General features: G+C 66.2%; 22 protein-coding genes. 10 read left to right on the forward strand and 12 right to left on the reverse strand.

Annotated features, from left to right (window positions below):
* Nucleotides 1–88: 88 nt before the first annotated feature.
* From IB274_RS19400 to aroC, 4 genes are read right to left on the reverse strand one after another with little or no spacing between them, the layout of a single operon-like run.
* Complete coding sequence (locus tag IB274_RS19400; RefSeq protein WP_024765430.1) at nt 89–634, reverse strand: 1,2-dihydroxy-3-keto-5-methylthiopentene dioxygenase; 546 nt, start codon at nt 632–634, stop codon at nt 89–91.
* A 47-nt stretch (nt 635–681) separates the two neighbouring features.
* A complete protein-coding gene (locus IB274_RS19405) occupies nt 682–1,308 on the reverse strand; it encodes a methylthioribulose 1-phosphate dehydratase (RefSeq protein WP_192433838.1) in 627 nt (208 codons plus the stop codon).
* The gene (locus IB274_RS19410; RefSeq protein WP_192433840.1) at nt 1,292–2,452 is read right to left on the reverse strand and encodes an MFS transporter; all 1,161 of its coding nucleotides are present in this window, start codon (nt 2,450–2,452) and stop codon (nt 1,292–1,294) included. Before IB274_RS19410 ends, IB274_RS19405 begins: the two co-directional genes overlap by 17 nt.
* A 55-nt stretch (nt 2,453–2,507) precedes the next feature.
* Nucleotides 2,508–3,599, reverse strand: coding sequence for a chorismate synthase (gene aroC, locus IB274_RS19415; RefSeq protein ID WP_192433842.1), 1,092 nt, complete (start codon nt 3,597–3,599; stop codon nt 2,508–2,510).
* Nucleotides 3,600–3,722: 123 nt separating this feature from the next.
* Here aroC and IB274_RS19420 point away from each other — a divergent pair, with 123 nt between their 5' ends.
* Together IB274_RS19420 and IB274_RS19425 are read left to right on the forward strand one after the other, a co-directional pair.
* Nucleotides 3,723–4,742 carry an alpha/beta hydrolase gene (locus tag IB274_RS19420; RefSeq protein ID WP_192433844.1) on the forward strand — a complete coding sequence of 340 codons (1,020 nt, stop codon included), beginning with the start codon at nt 3,723–3,725 and terminating at the stop codon, nt 4,740–4,742.
* A 49-nt stretch (nt 4,743–4,791) separates the two neighbouring features.
* Nucleotides 4,792–5,571: a hypothetical protein gene (locus tag IB274_RS19425; protein WP_192433846.1), complete on the forward strand. Its 780-nt coding sequence runs from the start codon at nt 4,792–4,794 to the stop codon at nt 5,569–5,571.
* A gap of 160 nt (nt 5,572–5,731) precedes the next feature.
* On the opposite strand, the gene prmB is transcribed toward IB274_RS19425, so the two are convergent.
* Nucleotides 5,732–6,646, reverse strand: coding sequence for a 50S ribosomal protein L3 N(5)-glutamine methyltransferase (gene prmB / locus IB274_RS19430; RefSeq protein WP_192433848.1), 915 nt, complete (start codon nt 6,644–6,646; stop codon nt 5,732–5,734).
* A gap of 180 nt (nt 6,647–6,826) precedes the next feature.
* Between prmB and IB274_RS19435 the strand changes: the two genes are divergently transcribed.
* The 4 genes from IB274_RS19435 to folE all read left to right on the forward strand — a co-directional run bounded on the left by IB274_RS19435 (nt 6,827) and on the right by folE (nt 9,232).
* Nucleotides 6,827–7,423: a cysteine hydrolase family protein gene (locus IB274_RS19435; RefSeq protein ID WP_081520633.1), complete on the forward strand. Its 597-nt coding sequence runs from the start codon at nt 6,827–6,829 to the stop codon at nt 7,421–7,423.
* A 173-nt stretch (nt 7,424–7,596) separates the two neighbouring features.
* Nucleotides 7,597–7,917: a hypothetical protein gene (locus IB274_RS19440; RefSeq protein ID WP_151186520.1), complete on the forward strand. Its 321-nt coding sequence runs from the start codon at nt 7,597–7,599 to the stop codon at nt 7,915–7,917.
* Nucleotides 7,918–7,985: 68 nt separating this feature from the next.
* Nucleotides 7,986–8,543, forward strand: a complete 558-nt coding sequence (locus IB274_RS19445; RefSeq protein ID WP_081520635.1) for a Smr/MutS family protein — start codon at nt 7,986–7,988, stop codon at nt 8,541–8,543.
* Between the two features lie 143 nt (nt 8,544–8,686).
* The gene (gene folE, locus IB274_RS19450) at nt 8,687–9,232 is read left to right on the forward strand and encodes a GTP cyclohydrolase I FolE (protein WP_024765420.1); all 546 of its coding nucleotides are present in this window, start codon (nt 8,687–8,689) and stop codon (nt 9,230–9,232) included.
* A gap of 64 nt (nt 9,233–9,296) precedes the next feature.
* On the opposite strand, the gene IB274_RS19455 is transcribed toward folE, so the two are convergent.
* The 4 genes from IB274_RS19455 to IB274_RS19470 all read right to left on the reverse strand — a co-directional run bounded on the left by IB274_RS19455 (nt 9,297) and on the right by IB274_RS19470 (nt 12,843).
* A complete protein-coding gene (locus IB274_RS19455) occupies nt 9,297–10,148 on the reverse strand; it encodes a cache domain-containing protein (RefSeq protein ID WP_225614929.1) in 852 nt (283 codons plus the stop codon).
* A gap of 97 nt (nt 10,149–10,245) precedes the next feature.
* A complete protein-coding gene (locus IB274_RS19460) occupies nt 10,246–10,707 on the reverse strand; it encodes a bacteriohemerythrin (RefSeq protein WP_192433850.1) in 462 nt (153 codons plus the stop codon).
* A gap of 365 nt (nt 10,708–11,072) precedes the next feature.
* Nucleotides 11,073–11,675 (reverse strand): glutathione S-transferase family protein, encoded by a 603-nt coding sequence (locus IB274_RS19465; protein WP_192433852.1) that lies wholly within the window; start codon nt 11,673–11,675, stop codon nt 11,073–11,075.
* Nucleotides 11,676–11,685: 10 nt separating this feature from the next.
* Nucleotides 11,686–12,843, reverse strand: coding sequence for a PLP-dependent aminotransferase family protein (locus IB274_RS19470; RefSeq protein ID WP_192433855.1), 1,158 nt, complete (start codon nt 12,841–12,843; stop codon nt 11,686–11,688).
* An 81-nt stretch (nt 12,844–12,924) separates the two neighbouring features.
* Between IB274_RS19470 and IB274_RS19475 the strand changes: the two genes are divergently transcribed.
* Nucleotides 12,925–13,368 carry a MarR family transcriptional regulator gene (locus IB274_RS19475; RefSeq protein ID WP_192433857.1) on the forward strand — a complete coding sequence of 148 codons (444 nt, stop codon included), beginning with the start codon at nt 12,925–12,927 and terminating at the stop codon, nt 13,366–13,368.
* Here the strand turns inward: IB274_RS19475 and IB274_RS19480 are convergent.
* The gene (locus IB274_RS19480) at nt 13,365–14,006 is read right to left on the reverse strand and encodes a hypothetical protein (protein WP_192433859.1); all 642 of its coding nucleotides are present in this window, start codon (nt 14,004–14,006) and stop codon (nt 13,365–13,367) included. The genes IB274_RS19475 and IB274_RS19480 overlap by 4 nt on opposite strands.
* Before the next feature lie 166 nt (nt 14,007–14,172).
* On the opposite strand from IB274_RS19480, the gene IB274_RS19485 reads away from it, so the two are divergent.
* From IB274_RS19485 to IB274_RS19495, 3 genes are read left to right on the forward strand one after another with little or no spacing between them, the layout of a single operon-like run.
* Entirely contained in the window at nt 14,173–14,775 is a 603-nt protein-coding gene (locus IB274_RS19485; protein WP_192433861.1) for a LysE family translocator, read from the forward strand.
* 13 nt (nt 14,776–14,788) lie between these two features.
* Entirely contained in the window at nt 14,789–15,988 is a 1,200-nt protein-coding gene (locus tag IB274_RS19490; RefSeq protein ID WP_192433862.1) for a benzoate/H(+) symporter BenE family transporter, read from the forward strand.
* 48 nt (nt 15,989–16,036) lie between these two features.
* On the forward strand, nt 16,037–17,200 hold the full coding sequence (locus IB274_RS19495) for an AAA family ATPase (RefSeq protein ID WP_192433864.1): 1,164 nt from the start codon (nt 16,037–16,039) through the stop codon (nt 17,198–17,200).
* Nucleotides 17,201–17,275: 75 nt separating this feature from the next.
* On the opposite strand, the gene IB274_RS19500 is transcribed toward IB274_RS19495, so the two are convergent.
* A complete protein-coding gene (locus tag IB274_RS19500) occupies nt 17,276–18,166 on the reverse strand; it encodes a bile acid:sodium symporter family protein (protein WP_081520646.1) in 891 nt (296 codons plus the stop codon).
* A gap of 282 nt (nt 18,167–18,448) precedes the next feature.
* Complete coding sequence (locus tag IB274_RS19505) at nt 18,449–19,210, reverse strand: SDR family oxidoreductase (protein ID WP_081520647.1); 762 nt, start codon at nt 19,208–19,210, stop codon at nt 18,449–18,451.
* Between the last annotated feature and the right edge of the window lie 141 nt (nt 19,211–19,351).

A 19,351-nucleotide genomic window follows, 5' to 3' on the forward strand; every position in this document is an offset into this window, starting at 1 on the left:
CTTCGGAGCGGGGCGCGTAGCTAGGGTTAGGGAGAGGGTGGTTCAGGTAACGACGATACTTGGACGCGAACACGCTCGCGCAATAGTTTCAGTCTTCCAGCAACGGAAACCGCTTGGCGATCTCGTCACCGGTGAACTTCGCAACCCAGCCCTCGGCGTTGTTGAACAGACGGATGGCGACGAAGTGCGGGCGCTCGCCCATGTCGAACCAGTGGCGAGTTCCGGCGGGAACCGAGATCAGGTCGTTCTTCTCGCACTGCACGGCATAGACGTGATCCTCAATGTGCAGGGTGAACAGCCCTCGGCCGGCGACGAAGAAGCGCACCTCGTCCTCCCCGTGGCGGTGCTCGTCGAGGAACTTGGCGCGCAACTCGTCCTTCTGCGGATGGTCGGCGGTGAGGCTGACGACGTCGACGGTGACGTAGCCCTCTTCTTCCTGCAGGCGGCGAATCTCGTGCTGGTAGGCAGCGATCACTTCTTCCTGGCTGGCGCCGGGGACGATGGGGGCGTTGGCCGCCCAGCGCTGGAAGCGCACGCCCAGCTCGCCCAGGGTGGAGGCGATGTCCTCGGCATGGGTCAGCAGCTTCAGTGGCTGCTCGGGGTTGGATTCGTGATAGACGGTCAGGCTGCTCATGGTCGTTATCCTTCTGGGCTGTTTCCGCAAAAGCGGGCCGGATTCGCTCAGCGCGTGCCGCCGCGAAGGCTCAGTACTTTCAGTTCGCATTCGAAGAGGAATTCGAAGGCTTCGATCTGGCGCAGGGCATCGGCCATGCGTGGGCCCCAAGTGTACAGGCCGTGGCCGCGGATCAGGTAACCGGGGCAGTCCGGATGCGCATCGAGCCAGGGCTGTACCTGGGCGGCCAGGCGCGCGATGTCCTGGTCGTTGTCGAAGATCGGCACGGTCACGCGGCCTTCGTGGGTGGTGACGCCGCTGAAGGCCTTCTGTAGCTCGTAGTCCTCCAGCTCCAGGCGGTCGCCGGCGGTCAGGCGCGACAGCACGGTAGCGTTGACCGAATGGGTGTGCAGCACCGCACCGATCTCCGCGCGCCAGGCGTAGAGCTGGGTGTGCAGCAGGGTTTCCGCCGAAGGCTTCTTGCCGGGCTCCAGGCTGTTGCCGGAAAGATCCGTTTCCAGCACGTCGTCCTCGCCAAGCTGGCCCTTGTGCTTGCCGGAGACGGTGAGCAGCGCGCGGGCGGCCGCCAGGCGCGCCGAGTAGTTGCTGCTGGTGGCCGGCGACCAGCCGCGGCCATAGAGGAAGCGGCCGGCGTCGATGATCTGCCGGGTCAGCTGTTCACGGGTGTCGTTCATGCGGGTCCTCGTTCAGACGGGTCCAGATGATGAAGGCGGCGGCCAGCGCGGCAAGGCTGGCGATGGAGAAGGTCCAGGCCGGGCCAAGGCTACCCCAGCTGTAGCCGGAGTAAAGCGCGCCCAGCGCGCCGCCGGTCCCCGCCAGCGCGGCGTAGAGCGCCTGGCCCTGGCCCTGCTGGCGCGCCTGGAAGCTGCGCTGGACGAAATGGATAGCGGCGGCGTGGAAGCTGCCGAAGGTTGCCGCGTGCAGCAACTGGGCGAACAGCAATACCGACAGGTGCCCGGCCAGCGTGCCCAGCAGCAGCCAGCGCAAGGCCGCCAGCAGGAAGCTCGCCACCAGCACCTGGCGCAGGGAAAAACGCTTGAGCAGGCGCGGCATGACCAGGAACAGCAGCACCTCGGCCACCACGCCCAGCGCCCAGAGCTGGCCGATCAGGCCACGGGCATAGCCGAGCGCTTCCAGGTGCAGGGTCAGGAAGGTGTAGTACGGGCCGTGGGACAGCTGCATCAGGCACACGCAGAGATAAAACGCGAGCACGCCGGGCTTGAGCAGTTGCTGACGGAAGCCACCGGCGCTGGCTTCGTCCTGCCGCGCCGGCGGCTGGGCGTTCGGCACCCACCAGCTGGCCCCGACGATGCCGAGCATGATCGCCAGCAACGCCAGCGGATAGGCGTCCAGGCTGGCAAACTCGAACAATCTGCCCAGACCGACCACGGTGCAGATGAAGCCTATGGAACCCCACAGGCGGATGCGGCTGTAGCTCTCGGTGCGCCCACTCAGGTGCGCCAGGGTGATCACTTCGAACTGAGGCAGCACCGCGTGCCAGAAGAACGCGTGCCCGGCCATGATCAGCGCCAGCCAGGCATAGCTGTGGCCGAGGAATATGCCGGCGAAGCACAGCGCCGTGCACACCGCGCCAAAGCGCACGATGGCCAGCCGCTGGCCGCTGCGGTCGCCCAGCCACCCCCACAGGTTCGGCGCCACGCAGCGCATCAGCATGGGGATGGCGACCAGCTCGCCGATGCGCGCGCTGGAGAAGCCCAGGTGATGGAAATACAGCGCGAGGAACGGCGCCGTCCCGCCCAGCAGGCAGAAGTAGAAGAAGTAGAAACTGGACAACCGCCAGTAAGGGACCTGCGTCATCGGCGGCGCGACGAACCTTCCGCGAACCGGTTGGCCCGCGGAAGGTTCAGGTCGATCAGAGCTGACCGAGGACCGGAGTGCCGACCTTCACGTCGGCATTCTGCGCGCGATGACGCAGCAGATGGTCGAGCAGCACGATGGCCATCATCGCCTCGGCGATGGGGGTCGCGCGGATGCCCACGCACGGGTCGTGGCGGCCCTTGGTGATCACGTCCACCGGGTTGCCGTTCACGTCGATGGAACGGCCGGGGGTGGTGATGCTGGAGGTCGGCTTGAGCGCCAGGTGGGCGACGATCGGCTGGCCGGAGGAGATGCCGCCGAGGATGCCGCCGGCATTGTTCGACAGGAAGCCTTCCGGGGTCAGCTCGTCGCGGTGCTCGGTCCCGCGCTGGGCGACGCTGGCGAAGCCGGCGCCGATCTCTACGCCCTTCACCGCATTGATGCTCATCAGCGCGTGGGCCAGTTCGGCATCCAGGCGGTCGAAGATCGGCTCGCCCAGGCCCGGCGGCACGCCTTCGGCGACCACGGTGATCTTCGCGCCGACCGAATCCTGGTCACGGCGCAGCTGGTCCATGTAGGCCTCCAGCTCCGGGACCTTGTCCGGGTCGGGGCTGAAGAAGGCGTTCTCTTCGACGCTGTCCCAGGTCTTGAAGGGGATTTCGATCGGGCCGAGCTGGCTCATGTAGCCGCGCACGCGGATGCCCATGCCTGCCAGCACCTTCTTGGCGATGGCGCCGGCGGCCACGCGCATGGCGGTCTCGCGCGCCGAGGAGCGGCCGCCGCCACGGTAGTCGCGCACACCGTACTTGTGGTGGTAGGTGTAGTCGGCGTGGGCCGGGCGGAACAGGTCCTTGATCGCCGAGTAGTCCTTGGACTTCTGGTCGGTATTGCGGATAAGCAGGCCGATCGGGGTGCCGGTGGTCTTGCCCTCGAACACGCCGGAGAGAATTTCCACCTCGTCGGCTTCCTGCCGCTGGGTGGTGTGGCGACTGGTGCCGGGCTTGCGGCGGTCCAGGTCGCGCTGCAGGTCTTCCAGGGAAATCTCCAGGCCGGGCGGGCAGCCGTCGACGATGGCGACCAGCGCCGGGCCGTGGCTTTCGCCAGCGGTGGTGACGGTGAACAGCTTGCCGTAGGTGTTGCCGGACATGCGAGGCTCCGCGAAAAGACTGGGATTCGAAAAGGCCGAGCAGTATACCTGCGTCAATCCGCCCTGCGAACCTTCGCGGCCCGCGAGGATCAAAGCGCCATCAGCCCCATCGTGAAGTCATCGATGCGCCGTCTCGCCCTGTTCTACTTCCTGCTCATTTCTTCCTTTGCCCAGGCAGCCCCCACCAGCATCCTGCAACGCCCCTATGACCTGGACACAGGTCACGGTGTGCTGGGCGGCACGATGCTGCTGCCGCAGACTGACAGTCCACCACCGGTGGCCCTGCTGATCGCCGGCTCCGGCCCCACCGACCGCGACGGCAACAACCCCGAGGGCGGGCAGAACGCCTACCTGCGCAAACTGGCCGAGGCGCTGGCGGAGAATGGCATCGCCAGCGTGCGCTACGACAAGCGCGGCGTGGCCCGCAGCCTGCCCGCGGCGCCGCGCGAGGAAGAACTCAGCGTCGAGGCCTACGTCCGCGACGTGGTGGCCTGGAGCGACAAGCTGGCCCACGACCCGCGCTTCGGCCGGCAGATTCTCATCGGCCACAGCGAAGGCGCGCTGATCGCCAGCCTCGCCGCGCCGCAAACCCACGCCGAGGCCCTGATTTCCCTGGCCGGCAGCGCCCGCCCGATCGGCGAAGTCCTGCGCGAGCAGTTGCAGGGCCGCCTGCCCCCGCCCCTGCTGGCGCAAGCCGACCAACTGATCGACGGCCTGCAGGCCGGGCAATTGCAGCCCAGGGTGCCGGAGCCGCTGAAAGTGCTGTTCCGTCCCAGCGTGCAGCCGTACCTGATTTCGCTGTTCCGCCAGGACCCCGCCCACGCCTTCGCCGCGCTCAAGCTGCCCACCCTGATCCTTCAAGGCACCAACGACATCCAGGTGGGTGTCGAGGATGCCCAGGCGCTCAAGCGCGCCAAGCCCGACAGCGACTTCCACCTGATCTCGGGGATGAACCACATCCTGCGCATCGTTCCGACCAGCGGTCCGCAGCAACTCGCCTCCTACAACAACCCCAACCTGCCGCTGGCCCGCGAGCTGGTGCAGCGCGTCACGGCGTTCATCCGGCAGGCGCAGACCCTGCCTGGAGGCACGCTGGCGGAATCTGGAGCGAACGTCTCAAGAAATCCGCCGCTGCGTCGATAAACCACGGGAGAGCCCTGGTCACGCCCACCAGGCCCCGAGGTAGATCCCCATGACCGAAGCCGAACAGACCGCCGTCGCCGCCGACGAGGCCGCCGCCCGCCCGCACCCGTGGGCCGAGCTGGCGCCGGAACACTATCGCCTGCTGCGCCTGGCGCCGCTGCCCACCGACCGCACTACCGGCGCGCGCCCGCTGCGCTTCGTCCAGCTGGGCCGGGTGGAACGCCACAACGCCGAGCAGAGCCTGCTGCGCCTGACCGTTCAGGTGCCCGGCCAGGTGCTGCGCAAGGAAGTGAACCTGCTGGAGGTCTGGGCGGACCACCGCAACAAGGAAGTGCGCTTTGGCGCCGATTCAGGCTTTGCCACCGATCCGCTGAACCGCGGCCTCGGGCGCTTCCTGCTGGCCCAGGGAGTGGCCTGGGCGAAAAAGAAGTGGTCGCACTACCGCGTCGAGGGCGGCGCGCTGGCGATGAAGGACGCACCCAACGAAGAGGCCCGGCAACGCCGCGACCACTTCCTGCGCGCCCAGGGCTTCGACGTGATCTACGAAGATTCGCGGCTGCTGAAGGCGCGCTACAGCGTCGGCCGGGTCAGCGAGCTGTATGACGACTGGCACAAGGAGAAGGTGCAGATACTCCCGCTGCTGGAGGCCGGCTCCATGCTGGAACAGGCCGACCAGAACCTCGCCACCCAGTCCAACGAAATCCGCCGGCTGGAACAGCGCATCGAGACCTTCCGCCGCGACGACACCAGCCTGCGCTTCACCATTGCCTGCCTGACGGTGTTCGCCGTGTTCCAGGCGGGGTTGCTGATCTGGATCGCCACGCATTGAGCCATTGCGCCCCGCCGACGCATCGGCGAGGCCGTCGAGCGATCGCGCTGAACCCACCCGAAGCCGCTTTTTGTAGGAGCGAGCTTGCTCGCGAACCGCCCAGCCTCGTCGCGACTGGTGAGCCCTGTTCGCGAGCAAGCTCGCTCCTACAGGTTCGGATTCAGGCGTTTACGCGGGACTTGAACAGCGCCTGGTGTTCGCGGCACTGCTGCGCCGAGAGCAGGAACACGCCATGGCCGCCGTACTCGAAGTCCAGCCAGGTGAAGTCCACTTCCGGATAAAGCGCCGCCACGTGCACCTGGCTGTTGCCCACTTCCACCACCAGCGTGCCGCGCTCGGTCAGGTGGTCCCCGGCCTCGGCCAGCATGCGCCGCACCAGGTCCAGGCCGTCGTTGCCGCAGGCCAGGCCCAGCTCGGGCTCGTGGTGGTACTCGGCCGGCATGTCGGCGAAGTCTTCGGCATCGACATAGGGCGGGTTCGACACGATCAGGTCGAAACGCTGGCCCGGCAGGCCTTCGAAACCATCGCCCTGCACGGTGTAGACGCGCTCGCCGAGCTCGTGGCGCTCGATGTTGATGTTGGCCACTTCCAGGGCGTCGAACGACAGGTCGCCCAGCACCACCTCGGAGTCTGGGAAGGCGCTGGCACAGGCGATGCCGATACAGCCCGAGCCGGTGCACAGGTCGAGGATTCGCGCGGGGTCGGCCGCGAGCCAGGGCTCGAAGCGGCGTTCGATCAGCTCGGCGATGGGCGAACGCGGCACCAGCACGCGCTCATCCACCACGAAAGGCATGCCGCAGAACCAGGCTTCGCCCAGCAGGTAGGCGGTGGGCACGCGCTCCTCGATACGCCGGCGCAACAGGTGCATCAGGTACTCGCGCTCCTTGTCCTCCAGGCGGCAGTCCAGGTAGGCATCGGCCATTTCCCAGGGCAGGTGCAGCGCGCCCAGCACCAGCTGGCGGGCTTCGTCCCAGGCGTTGTCGGTACCGTGGCCAAAGAACAGTTCCTCGGCGTGGAAGCGGCTGACGGCCCAGCGGATGTGGTCACGCAGGGTCAGCAAACGGGATTCGGTCACGGCAGCAGTCCTCGCAGCTCGCAAAAAGTGGCGCATTCTAGCGGAACGTGGGGGCTCTGGGGCGCCTCCGGGCGGTTCCGTCAAAGAATGCCATTACCACTTTGGCGCGAGTTCGCAAAGATTCACAGCGGACGCGTTACGGCCCACAATGAGTGAACATGCATTTACAGGAGTCCAGACATGTCCCATCCGCTCAGCATGCTGCAGATCAGTGGGCGCGGATATCCGCCGGCCACCCTGCGCCAGAGCACTCTGTTGATCATCGACGCCCAGGAGGAATACCGCAGCGGCGTGCTCGCCCTGCCTGACCTGGACGCGGCGGTGGCGCAGATTCGCCTGCTGCTGGAGACGGCCCGGAACATGGGCACTCCCATCGTCCATGTGCATCACCTGGGCGTGGTCGGTGGCCTGCTCGACCCGCAGGGCCCGCGCGGCCGATTCCTGCCGGAGCTGGCCCCGCTGCCGGGCGAGGTGGTGGTGGACAAGCGCCTGCCCAACGCCTTCGCCGGCACCGACCTGCATGACCGCCTGCAGGCCAGCGGTCGCCTGGACCTGATCGTCTGCGGGTTCATGACCCACTCCAGCATCAGCACCACCGTCCGCGCCGCCAAGGACTACGGTTATCGCTGCACCCTGGTGGACGCAGCCTGCGCCACCCGCGACATTCCCACTCCCGAAGGTGGCGTGCTCGCCGCCCGCGACCTGCACCGTGCGGAAATCGCCGCCCTGGGCGACAACTTCGCCGCCGTGGTCGCACAGGCCCAGGCGCTGGTCTGAAGCCATTCGTCCCGACGGGCGGCAGCGACAAGCGCCAGGGGTTAGGCTCAGTTTAGGCGCGAAAGCCCGCGAACCCGCTCACCCAGCGGGTTCGCCGCGCTTCCCGACCCTGGGGTTGGAACCCCACCCCTCCCCACCGGTCATAGCCTCGTTCAACAGATGAGGAAGTCGGGATGAAGATGACCGAGAAGTTCGATCCACCCAGCCTGCGCCCGAAACGTCCGGGCCGCTGGCGCTGGCGCTTCGCCGCCGCGATTGCCGCGGTGATCGCCACCTTCGGCATCCTGTCCAGCATGGCCGGCGTCGCCGCCCTGCTCCGCCGCCAGCCCGCGGTGGGCGTGCTGCACATCGAACCGGGCGCTGGCGCCGTGCTGCTGGTCATCGGCCTGTTATGTCTCTGGCTGGGCGTCACCTTCTGGCGCGCCGCCCGCCGCCGTGCCCGTGGCCGCGACGGCCTGAGCCTGTCGCCGCGACTGATGAAGCGCCGCAACTGATTTCCTGGGCGAATTTCCGTAGGACCGGCACGATCCGTTAGACTGCGCGGCTCTTCGAGGAGGTGCGCATGCAAGACGACGATTTTTCCCAGTTCGCCCGCGAAATGCGCGGCGTCAAGCGCATCACCGTGGACCAGGCCGACACCGGCAAACCCAAGGCCGACCGCAAGCAGCTCAAGGAGCTGCGGCAGAACGCGACTGTGCGCACCGAGAACATCCGGGTGGACGGTCTGTCCGACCAGTTCGTCATCGACGTCGGCCCCGAAGACGAACTCTACTGGGCTCGCGATGGTGTCCAGGAAGGCCAGATCCGCAAGCTCAAGGCCGGCCAGATCGCCTTCGAGGGCAGCCTCGACCTGCACGGCATGAAGATCGAGACGGCCCGCGAAACCCTCTGGGACTTCATCGCCGAAGCCACTCGCTTCGAGATCCGCTGCGTCCGCGTCACCCATGGCAAGGCCGCACGCGTCGATGGCCGCAGCCCGATGGTGAAGAGCCACGTGAACACCTGGCTGCGCCAGCATCCGCAGGTGCTCGGCTTTGCCTCCTGCTTGCCACGCCACGGCGGTACCGGAGCGATCTACGTGATGCTGCGACGCACCATGCTCGAAGGTCGCGACGAATAAATCCGGCACGGTAATCCAGGTGCAGCGCATGGCACCAAACCATCAGCCATAACGCGCCAACCGGCAGCAGGCGCTTGCCAGAGGGGGCCGCGCGCCCTACCCTGCGCCACGGTTTTTATTTTTGTCATTGCCACAGGTAGATCATGTCCCTGGAACAAAACTACTCCGCGATCCTCAGCCAGCTCGGTGAGGACGTCACCCGCGAAGGTCTGGTCGACACGCCCAAGCGTGCCGCCAAGGCCATGCAGTATCTTTGCCGCGGCTACCAGCAGACGCTGGAGGAGATCGTCAACGGCGCCCTGTTCAGCTCCGACAACAGCGAGATGGTGCTGGTCAAGGACATCGAGCTCTACTCGCTGTGCGAGCACCACCTGCTGCCCTTCATCGGCAAGGCCCACGTCGCCTACATCCCCAATGGCAAGGTGCTGGGCCTGTCCAAGGTCGCGCGCATCGTCGACATGTATGCCCGGCGCCTGCAGATCCAGGAAAACATGTCGCGGCAGATCGCCGAGGCTGTGCAGCAGGTCACTGGCGCGCTGGGCGTGGCCGTGGTGATCGAAGCCAAGCACATGTGCATGATGATGCGCGGTGTCGAGAAGCAGAACTCCTCGATGGTCACCTCGGTGATGCTCGGCGAGTTCCGCGAGAACGCCGCCACCCGCAGCGAGTTCCTCAGCCTGATCCGCTGATCGCGAACCGCCGCCATGAAAAAACCGGCCCTCGGGCCGGTTTTTTGTGCCTGCGCAACAGAGATCAGCGGGTGTAGTAACCCACCGCCACCAGGTAGTGCCCGGCCTTGCGCAGGAAGGCGTGCTTGTTCTCCACCTTGCTGGTCACCGGGTTGCGCCACTGGTACTCGAACTCGGCTTCGCCCTTTGACTTGGCCAGTTCCAGCATGGCGTGGCCGATGGGGTTGCCGCCCGGGTCCTTGAGCGATTCGAAATCGGTGCCGACCATCCGCGTGTTGAAGCCGTGGGCGACGAACTTCGAGGTGTCCAGGTCGACCACGAAGACGTAGAGGTCATCCTCGATAAAGGTCTTGTCCCGTGCGGTGATCTTCTTGAAGGTCCCGTCCGGGTCGGCTTCGACGGCTTTCACCGCCTTGTCCAGCATGGCCGCCGCCTGCTGCGCCGACGCCCGCGGAATGTAGTAACCCACTGCGAGGAAACGCTCGCCGACGCGCTGGTAATAGACGTGCTTGCGCTCCACCTTGCCATCCGCCCAGTTCTTCCAGCGATAGTCGGCCTGTTGCACCTTGCCGGTTTCAGGGGACTTCAGCGCCTTGGCGAACTGTGCCTGGAGCGACGGATCGAGAGTGGAAGAAACGTCCCGGTCGATCAGCACCACCGACGGCCCGCCGCTGGCGAGCATGGTGCCCTTGCTGTCCACTACGAACACATAGAGCTCACCATCGACGAATTCTCCCTGACGGCTGAATGCGGCGAAGGCCTTGTCGCCCTCCTGCTTGTAGGCGGCCACCGCCTTGGATAGCAGCGCCTTGGCGCGCTGGTCGTCCGAGCCCGAGGTGGCGGTCGGCTGGGCGGCGAACAATGGGAAGGACGACAGGAAAGAAAGCAGCAACAGTGACTTCAACAGCGTCTTCATGCGCGAATACCCCTGTGACATAGCTTGTAGTTGTGCTCAGAGCATAGCCAGCCAGGGGCGATTCGCGTCGGCATTCACTGCCGAAACAGGGGGCGATTCAGCCGAAGAATCGCTTCATCGAGCGCGAAAGCCAACCGCCGTGGCTCTGGTCGCGGGTCAGCTCGTGCATGGTCGCCTTCACAGCGTCCACGTAGTTGGCGTCGTCATTACGGATATGGTTGAACAGCCAACGGCCCAGCAGGCCCTTGAGCTCCTCGGCGACATCCTCGCCGGCATCGAAGCGCGTGCGGTAGTCGGAAACGCGCTTGATGAAGAGTTCATGGACCTTCTTGTGCGCACGGGTGAACTGGTAGCCAGAGTCTTCCAGCAGCGTCTCCTCGAAGGCGAAGTGCGAGATGGTGTAGTCGACCAGTTCCTCGATCACGCCGCCGAGCATCGCTCGGTCGTGATGGGCCTGGGCCTCGTGCAACTGGTTGATCATTTCGACGATGCGCTTGTGCTGTGCGTCGATCACTCCGATCCCGGTATCGAGATCCGCCTGCCAAACCAGATAGGCCATCTTTCCCCTCCCCATGCCGGACAACGACACTGCCTGCCGCTCGCGCCCGGCCACATCGGTACATCCCGCATGGCAGCGCGTCCAGATTAGGGAGGGCGACAAAACGCCGCCATGATGCCGGTCAACCCCAAAGCGCCGGAATCCGCGGTTTAGAGCGGTTTTTCGGATTCGTCTGATGGCACTTTGCCGGTTTTCTTCACCGACGCCCGGATCAGCCTGTAGGAGCGAGCTTGCTCGCGAATCGCCCAAGGTCAGGTGCTGCCGGAAACCTGTTCGCGAGCAAGCTCGCTCCTACCAAGAGCACCGGGCGCACAAAGAAAAACGCCGCTTCCAGGGAAACGGCGTTTTCAAGAAGCAGACGCAGATCAGTCCTGCATGGCCACATGCCGCGGGTGATCCGCCACCCGCGCCAGCCAGGCGTTGATGGCCGGGAAGTTCGACAGGTCGAAGCCGCCCTGGTGCGCCACATGCGTATAGGCATACAGGGTGATATCGGCGATGGAGTAGGTGTCGCCCACCAGATAAGGCGTCTGCTCCAGCTGCTTCTCCATCACCTTCAGTGCCTTGTAGCCGCCCTTGTGGCACCGCGCGTATTCCTCGCGGCGCTCCTCGGGTAAGCCGAGGTAGAACTCGATGAAGCGCGCCACCGCCACGTAGGGCTCATGGCTGTACTGCTCGAAGAACTGCCACTGCAGCACCTGGGTACGCAGGCGCGGTTCGCTGGGCAGCAGTTCGCTGCCGTCGGCGAGGAAGTTGAGGATGGCGTTGGACTCCCACAGGCAGGTGCCGTCCTCGAGCTTCAGCACGGGAACCTTGCCATTGGGGTTCATCGCCAGGAACTCGGCGGTCTGCGTCTCGCCCTTGAGGATGTTGACCTCGTGCCACTGGTAAGGCAGGCCGAGCAGGTGCAGGGCCAGCTTGACCTTGTAGCAGTTGCCGGACAGTTGATCGCCGTAAACGGTGTACATGCTCATCTCCTCACTGGGCCTGGGCTTCACGGATCACCGCCGCCAGGCGGCGCAACCCCTCGCCGGCGCGTTCGGGCGCCACGTGGCTGAAGTTAAGCCGCAAATAGCCAGGGTTGGCATCCGGTTCGGTGAAGAAAGGCTCACCGGGCATGAACGCCACGTTCTGCGCCAGCGCCGCGTCCAGCAGTGTGCGGGTGTCCAGCGGCTGCTTGAGCCTGAGCCAGAAGAACAGGCCGCCCTGGGGCACGTTCCACTCGGCCAGATCGCCGAAATGCTGCTCCAGCTGCGTCTGCATGGCGTCGCGGCGGATGCGGTAGAAATCGCGCAGCTCAGCCAGATGGCCACGGTAGGCCTCGGTGCCGAACCACTGCAACGCCTGCCACTGGCCGACGCGGTTGGTGTGCAGGTCGGCGGACTGTTTCAGGCGCAGCAGGTGCGGGAACAGGTCCGGCGTCGCGATCAGGAAGCCCACGCGCAGGCCCGGCAGCAGCGTCTTCGACACCGTGCCGGTGTAGATCCAGCTGGACTTCTTCAGGCGGCTGACCAGCGGGGTCGCGGCGCCCTCATCGAACACCAGTTCGCGATAGGGCTCGTCCTCGATCAGGGTGACGCCGAACTCGTCGAGCACGGCGGCTACTTCATCACGGCGCTGTTCGCTGTAGCGCACGCCGGACGGGTTCTGGAACGTCGGGATGAGGTAGGCGAAGGCCGGCTTGCTGGTCTGCAGACGCTGGCGCAATGCGGCGACGTCCGGGCCTTCGGCGCCCAGCGGCACGGTCAGGCAGCTCGCGCCGAACAGCTGGAAGGCCTGCAGCGCAGCGAGATAAGTCGGCGCCTCGAGCAGCACTTGGGTGCCTGGATCGATGAACAGCTTGCTGACCAGGTCGAGCGTCTGCTGCGAGCCGCTGACGATCAGCACCTGGCTCGCTTCGCAGGGCACGCCCAGTGCGCGTGCCTCGGCGGCAATCGCCTCGCGCAGCGCCGGCTCCCCTTCGCTCATTCCGTACTGCCCCATACTCGCCGGCATGGCGTCCCAATTCACCTTCGGCAGCATCGGCTCGGCGGGCAGGCCGCCGGCGAAGGACATCACCTCCGGGCGCTGCGCCGCAGCGAGGATTTCACGGATCAGAGAGCTTTTCAGTCGGGCGATGCGTTCGGAGAAGGCCATGGGGTCACCGGTAGCGGGAGCACGGGAGAATGAGTCAAACTGCTTGACCGAAGCTACGACGCCCGAGACGGATACGTCAATATGCCTGACCTAATAAAAAATGCCCTGCAACTCCAGGCCATGGAAGCCTTCTTCTTCAGCTACCGGGCCTTCACCGCGAAACCGGACGAAATGCTGGAGCGTCGCGGCCTGAGCCGTGTGCACCACCGCATCCTGTTCTTCATCGCGCGCAATCCGGGGCTCTCCGTCAGCGAGTTGCTGTCCGCCCTGGGCGTGACCAAGCAGGCGCTGAACGTGCCGCTGCGCCAGTTGCTGGAACGCGATCTGCTCCGTAGCGAAGCCTGCGACAACGACAAGCGCCGGCGCCTGCTGGAGCTGACGGCCGAAGGCGGCAAGCTGGAGAAGGCCCTGCGCCAGGAACAGGGGCGCCTGCTGCAACGCGCCTTCGATGAAGCCGGAGAAGACGCGGTGCGTGGCTGGCTGGCGGTCAACCAGGCCATCGCCTGGTCGCAGGACGAGGATTAGCGCGCAGCGGCTTCCAGCTCGCGGGCAGCGCGCAGGAACATCAGCGCCAGCGGCAGCAGGCTGGCCACCGCCAGGGCAGTGCCGGGCAGGAACAGCAGGACGCTGAGCAGGCACAGGCCGGAGGTGACCTCCAGCCAGCCCATGATCTTCACCGACGGGTACGGCAATTCGATCTTCAGCAGACGGATGCCGTACCACAGGGTGACAATACCAGTGGGCACGAACAGCCCCATGAAGCCCATCAGTGCGCCGTTGAATTCGCCGCTGAGCTGCTCGTCGAAGATCAGGCTGTAGAGCTGCATCACCAGCGCGATGGCAATCGACAGCCCGACCGGCCAGGCCAGCCCACGGGCGTTGAAGCGATCCTCGAGAAAGCGGCGGGTGCGCCACAGCAGGAAGCAGCCGAGCACCGTGCTGAGCACGCCGACCCAGAGTTCGTAGCGCTGCCAGGTACTCGACTCATGCAGCGCTGCCGCGAAGGACAAGGCGAACAACACCACATTGCACAGCAGCAGCGCGAGACTCAAGAAACCGAGCAGACGCAGGTGGCCGGGGTTCCAGCGCCCAGCGAGGAAGGCCCCCGGAGCGCTCTGATCCACCAGCTCGACCTTGGGGGCGGCATAGGGATTCTGTTCCATGGTGGCAATCTTCCATCAGTCGTACGGCTTCCCCGCACCATACCGGCGCACTCCCGCGCACGCCACTGCCGTTCGCACTGTACGGGCCACTCGGCCGCTGGCTGTTATGGGACAGCCCGGAGCCCGCGGGATTAGGCTGGCCGTACAACTAGACCGGTATACCGCCATGCCCCTCGAACTCCTCGGCGCCTTCGTGCTCTTCGCCTTCGTCACCTCCATCACCCCCGGTCCCAACAACATGATGTTGCTGGCCTCGGGCGTGAACTTCGGCGTGCGCCGGACCATCCCGCACATGCTCGGCATCAGCATCGGCTTCCTGCTGCTGGTGGTCGCCGTGGGCCTGGGCCTGCACCAGCTGTTCGAGCGTTTCCCGGCCACCTATACCGCGCTGCGCTACGCCGGCGGCGCGTATCTCCTGTATCTGGCGTGGAAGATCGCCCGCTCCGGCGCGCCCGAAGCAAAGGGCGAACACCACGCCAAGCCGATGACCTTCCTCCAGGCTGCCGCCTTCCAGTGGGTCAACCCCAAGGCCTGGGTGATGGCCGTAGGCGCCATCGCCACCTACCTGCCGGCCAATAGCTGGATCGGCAACGTGGTGCTGATCGCCACCCTGTTCGCCGTGGTCAACCTGCCCAGCGTCGGCGTCTGGACGGTGCTCGGCAGTCTGCTGCGGCGCTGGCTGGAAGACCCACTGCGGCTTCGCCTGTTCAATGTCGGCATGGCGGCGCTGCTGGTCGCTTCGCTCTACCCTCTGTTCACCCGCACCTGATGGAAGTTCGTGCATGACTGACACCACTCCCGCCAGCGCACCCATGCGCCCACTGGCAGACTCCTCCCCCGCCGCCATCGTCGCCGGGTTCGTCGCCATGCTCACCGGCTACACCAGCTCGCTGGTGCTGATGTTCCAGGCCGGCCAGGCGGCGGGGCTGACCACCGCGCAGATTTCCTCGTGGATCTGGGCGCTGTCCATCGGCATGGCCCTGACCACCATCGGCCTCACCTTGCGCTACCGCACACCCATCGTCATCGCCTGGTCCACCCCCGGCGCCGCACTGCTGATCAGCAGCCTGCCCGGCGTGCCCTACGGTGAGGCCATCGGCGCATTTATCGTGTGCGCCGCGCTGATCACCCTCTGCGGCGTCACCGGCAGCTTCGAGCGCCTGATGCGCCAGGTGCCCGGCTCGCTGGCCTCGGCGCTGCTGGCCGGCGTGCTGTTCCGCATCTGCATCGAAATCTGCAACGCCGCGCAGCAGCAGACAGCGCTGGTGGTGGCGATGTTCGTCAGCTACCTGATCGCCAAGCGCCTGTCGCCGCGCTATGCGGTGTTCGCCGCGCTACTGGTGGGCGTCGCCCTGGCCGGCTTCCTCGGCCTGCTCAACTTCAGCCACTTCCAGCTGGAAATCGCCCGCCCGGTGTGGACCACCCCGAGCTTCTCGCTGGCTGCCACCATCAGCATCGGCATCCCGCTGTTCATCGTCGCCATGGCCTCGCAGAACATGCCAGGCCTCGCCGTGCTGCGCGCCGACGGCTACCAGGTGCCCGCCTCGCCGCTGATCTCCACCACCGGCATCGCCTCGCTGCTGCTGGCGCCGTTCGGCTCCCACGGCATCAACCTGGCCGCCATCAGCGCAGCCATCTGCACCGGCCCGGAAGCCCATGAGAACCCGCACAAGCGCTACACCGCCGCGCTCTGGTGCGGGCTGTTCTACGGCATCGCCGGCATCTTCGGCGCCACCCTGGCCGCACTGTTCGCCGCGTTGCCCAAGGCGCTGGTGCTGTCCATCGCCGCCCTGGCCCTGCTCGGCTCGATCACCAACGGCCTGACCAACGCCATGGCTGACGCGCGCCAGCGCGAAGCGGCGATGGTCACCTTCCTGGTCACCGCCTCGGGCTTCACCCTGTTCTCCGTCGGCTCGGCCTTCTGGGGACTGGTGGCCGGCTTGCTGACCCAACTGGTGCTGAACTGGCGCCGTTCCGCGTAAGCCCCTTCTGCTAGCATGCGGGCGATTGCCCGAACCGGATCGCCCCGCATGCTGCACACCCTGGCCGTCGCCAACTACCGCTCGATCAACTCGCTGGTGCTGCCACTGGGCCGGCTGAACCTGATCACCGGCGCCAACGGCAGCGGCAAGTCCAACCTCTACCGCGCCCTGCGCCTGCTCGCCGAAACCGCCCAGGGCGGCGTGGTGAATGCGCTGGCGCGCGAGGGTGGGCTGGAATCCACCTTCTGGGCCGGGCCGGAAACCCATTCCCGGCGTATGCGCTCGGGCGAAGTGGAAGTCCAGGGCGGCCCGCGCAACGAAGTGAAGCGCCTGCGCCTGGGCTTTGCCGGCGAGGATTTCGGCTACGCCATCGCCCTCGGCTTGCCGCCACCTCCGGTGGTCAGCGCCTTCGGGCTGGACCCGGAGATCAAGCACGAAAGCATCTGGGCCGGCCCCTGGTACCGCCCCGCCTCGCAACTGGTGGAACGCAACGGGCCGATGCTGCGCGCCCGCGAAGGCCGCAGCTGGCAGGTGCTGGAGCAGCACATTCCGACCTTCGACAGCCTGTTCACCCAGATCGGCAGCGGCTCCGACTGCCCCGAAGCCCTGCTGCTGCGCGAGCAGATTCGCGGCTGGCGCTTCTACGACCACTTCCGCACCGACGCCGACGCCCCCGCGCGCCAGCCGCAGCTCGGCACCCGCACGCAGGTTTTGCACCACGACGGCCGCGACCTCGCCGCTGCGCTACAGACCATTCGTGAAATCGGCGACGCGACTGCGCTGGGAACCGCCATCACCGACGCCTTCCCCGGCGCCGAACTGCAGATCGACTGCCAGCCCGGCGGACGCTTCGCCGTGGCGCTAAAGCAATACGGCCTGCTGCGCCCGCTGAGCGCGGCGGAACTCTCCGACGGCACCCTGCGCTACCTGCTGCTGGTCGCCGCCCTGCTCACCCCGCGCCCACCGTCGCTGATGGTGCTCAACGAACCGGAAACCAGCCTGCACCCGGACCTGCTGCCGGCGCTGGGGCGCCTCATCATCGCCGCCTCGAAGCACACCCAGGTCTGGGTCGTGTCCCACGCCAGCCGGCTGATCGCCACGCTGGAGGAGCACCCCGAGTGCAACTGCTTGCACCTGGACAAGGAACTGGGCCAGACAAGCATCCGCGACCAGGGCATGTTCGATGCCCCGGCGTGGCATTGGCCGGGCTAACGCCGGCCGGTTCCCTACCATCCTGCGGGGGGCAGACCCGCAATGCTTTACAAAACCTGAAGGGAACTCAGCGCATCAGGCCGGCGCCTGCTCCGGTGCGGTCTTGGCCACGCCACGGCTGACCCACCAGCCGAAGAGGCCGGCGGTGAAGAACATCAGCACGCCGTAGATGGCCGCCGGGATCGCCATGGTCTTGTTGTTCAGCAGCATCGGGCTGAGCGCTAGGGCGATGGCGAGGGTGCCGTTGTGGATGCCGATTTCCATGCCGATGGCGATGGATTGCGGCTTGGACAGCTTGAGCAGGCGCGGAATCCAGTAGCCCACGGCCAGGCTCAGCAGGTTGAAGCACAGTGCCGCCGCGCCGACGATGGGCGCATAGGTGAGGAACGTCTGCCAGTCCTTGGTCACGGCCACGCCGATGATCACCGCCAGCAGCAGCGCGGAGAGGATCTTCACCGGCTTCTGCAGTGCCGCCGCCACGCCCGGCAGCAGGCGCCGCACGATCATGCCGATGGCCACGGGGCCGAGGACGATGATGAACACCTGCACCACCTTGGCGAACTGCAGCGGGATGGTCTGGCCGTCGTTCATGAAGTACAGCAGCGACATGTTCACGATCAGCGGCATGGTGAGGATGGCGATCACCGAGTTCACCGCGGTCAGCGTGATGTTCAGCGCGACGTCGCCGTGGGCCAGGTGGCTGTAGAGGTTGGCGGTGGTGCCGCCGGGCGATGCGGCGAGCAGCATCATGCCCACGGCGAGCGCCGCTTCGAGGGCGAAGCCCAGGGTAATGAGGAAGCACGCCAGGGGCAGCAGGATGATCTGGCACACCAGGCCGATCAGCACGGGCTTGGGATAACGCACCACGCGGGCGAAGTCGGCGATGGTCAGGGACAGGCCGAGGCCCAGCATGATGATGCCCAGGGCGATGGGCATGAACAGCGTCAGCAAGGGATCGTTGGTCATTGTCATTATTCTCCAACTGGAATGGGCCGATTGTTTCGGCCTCTTGGGCGCTTGTAACTGGCCTTGCAGGCCAATACCACTTCTTCCTGTAACAGAATGCGAAAGTTTGTAGCGAACGGGGCGGGATCGTCAGGCTAGCGGGCTTTTGTAGGAGCGAGCTTGCTCGCGAACCGCCCAGCGCCGAAGCGTCCGGAAAATTCGTTCGCGAGCAAGCTCGCTCCTACAGGTGTGACGGGGCAGCGTGGGTGCTGAGGCTAGCCGCGCGCGGCTAGCCCGGGACGATCAGATCGCCGTGGCGCCGCCATCCACCGGCAGCGCGATGCCGGTGGTGAAGCCGGCGTGGTCGCTGCACAGGTAGAGCACCGCGGAGGCGATTTCCTCGACGCGGCCGACGCGACCCACCGGGTGCATGGCGGCGGCGAACTCGGCCTTCTTCGGATCGGCCTCGTAGGCACGGCGGAACATGTCGGTGTCGATCACCGCCGGGCACACCGCGTTGACGCGGATTTTCTTCTTTGCGTACTCGATGGCGGCGGACTTGGTCAGGCCGATCACCGCGTGCTTGGAGGCGGCATAGATGCTCATCTTCGGCGCGGCGCCCAGGCCGGCAACCGAGGCGGTGTTGACGATGGCGCCGCCGCCCTGCTCCAGCATCACCGGAATCTGGTGCTTCATGCACAGCCAGACACCCTTGACGTTGACGCCCATGATGGCGTCGAACTCGCTCTCCTCGCCATCGGCCAGCTTGCCCTTCTCGATCTCGATGCCGGCGTTGTTGAAGGCGTAGTCCAGGCGGCCGTAGGCAGCCACGGTGCCTTCCACCAGCGCCTTGACCTCGGCGTCGCGGGTCACGTCACAACGGATGAAGGTCGCCTCGCCACCCGCCGCGCGGATCAGCTCGACGGTGCCTTCGCCGCCCTTTGCGTCGACGTCGGAAACCACGACCTTCACGCCCTGCTGGGCGAAGGCCTGGGCGGTGGCGCGGCCGATGCCGTTGGCGGCGCCGGTGACCAGGGCGACCTGGCCGGAAAGCAGCTGACTCATGAGCGTTCCTCGAAAGCGTTGCGAAGCGAATGGGGATAACCGTCGCAGTCTAGCCAGCGCGTTGCGGGCGCGAAGCACTATCAGGCGGGGCGACGTCGTTGCATCCATGCCGATGATGATTCGGCCAAATCCGGATCACTG

Source organism: Pseudomonas sp. PDM18 (assembly GCF_014852585.1).
GTDB lineage: Bacteria > Pseudomonadota > Gammaproteobacteria > Pseudomonadales > Pseudomonadaceae > Pseudomonas.

Coding starts and splice junctions, on each gene's coding strand:
- IB274_RS19440 (WP_151186520.1), top strand. CDS start 7,597: ATGAAGATGACCGAGAAGTTCGATCCACCCAGCCTGCGCCCGAAACGT.
- IB274_RS19470 (WP_192433855.1), bottom strand. CDS start 12,843: ATGGCCTTCTCCGAACGCATCGCCCGACTGAAAAGCTCTCTGATCCGT.
- IB274_RS19485 (WP_192433861.1), top strand. CDS start 14,173: ATGCCCCTCGAACTCCTCGGCGCCTTCGTGCTCTTCGCCTTCGTCACC.
- IB274_RS19420 (WP_192433844.1), top strand. CDS start 3,723: ATGCGCCGTCTCGCCCTGTTCTACTTCCTGCTCATTTCTTCCTTTGCC.
- IB274_RS19400 (WP_024765430.1), bottom strand. CDS start 634: ATGAGCAGCCTGACCGTCTATCACGAATCCAACCCCGAGCAGCCACTG.
- IB274_RS19425 (WP_192433846.1), top strand. CDS start 4,792: ATGACCGAAGCCGAACAGACCGCCGTCGCCGCCGACGAGGCCGCCGCC.
- IB274_RS19435 (WP_081520633.1), top strand. CDS start 6,827: ATGTCCCATCCGCTCAGCATGCTGCAGATCAGTGGGCGCGGATATCCG.
- IB274_RS19475 (WP_192433857.1), top strand. CDS start 12,925: ATGCCTGACCTAATAAAAAATGCCCTGCAACTCCAGGCCATGGAAGCC.
- IB274_RS19445 (WP_081520635.1), top strand. CDS start 7,986: ATGCAAGACGACGATTTTTCCCAGTTCGCCCGCGAAATGCGCGGCGTC.
- IB274_RS19490 (WP_192433862.1), top strand. CDS start 14,789: ATGACTGACACCACTCCCGCCAGCGCACCCATGCGCCCACTGGCAGAC.
- IB274_RS19465 (WP_192433852.1), bottom strand. CDS start 11,675: ATGTACACCGTTTACGGCGATCAACTGTCCGGCAACTGCTACAAGGTC.
- IB274_RS19455 (WP_225614929.1), bottom strand. CDS start 10,148: ATGAAGACGCTGTTGAAGTCACTGTTGCTGCTTTCTTTCCTGTCGTCC.
- IB274_RS19405 (WP_192433838.1), bottom strand. CDS start 1,308: ATGAACGACACCCGTGAACAGCTGACCCGGCAGATCATCGACGCCGGC.
- IB274_RS19410 (WP_192433840.1), bottom strand. CDS start 2,452: ATGACGCAGGTCCCTTACTGGCGGTTGTCCAGTTTCTACTTCTTCTAC.
- IB274_RS19460 (WP_192433850.1), bottom strand. CDS start 10,707: ATGGCCTATCTGGTTTGGCAGGCGGATCTCGATACCGGGATCGGAGTG.
- IB274_RS19500 (WP_081520646.1), bottom strand. CDS start 18,166: ATGACCAACGATCCCTTGCTGACGCTGTTCATGCCCATCGCCCTGGGC.
- IB274_RS19480 (WP_192433859.1), bottom strand. CDS start 14,006: ATGGAACAGAATCCCTATGCCGCCCCCAAGGTCGAGCTGGTGGATCAG.
- aroC (WP_192433842.1), bottom strand. CDS start 3,599: ATGTCCGGCAACACCTACGGCAAGCTGTTCACCGTCACCACCGCTGGC.
- IB274_RS19495 (WP_192433864.1), top strand. CDS start 16,037: ATGCTGCACACCCTGGCCGTCGCCAACTACCGCTCGATCAACTCGCTG.
- IB274_RS19505 (WP_081520647.1), bottom strand. CDS start 19,210: ATGAGTCAGCTGCTTTCCGGCCAGGTCGCCCTGGTCACCGGCGCCGCC.
- folE (WP_024765420.1), top strand. CDS start 8,687: ATGTCCCTGGAACAAAACTACTCCGCGATCCTCAGCCAGCTCGGTGAG.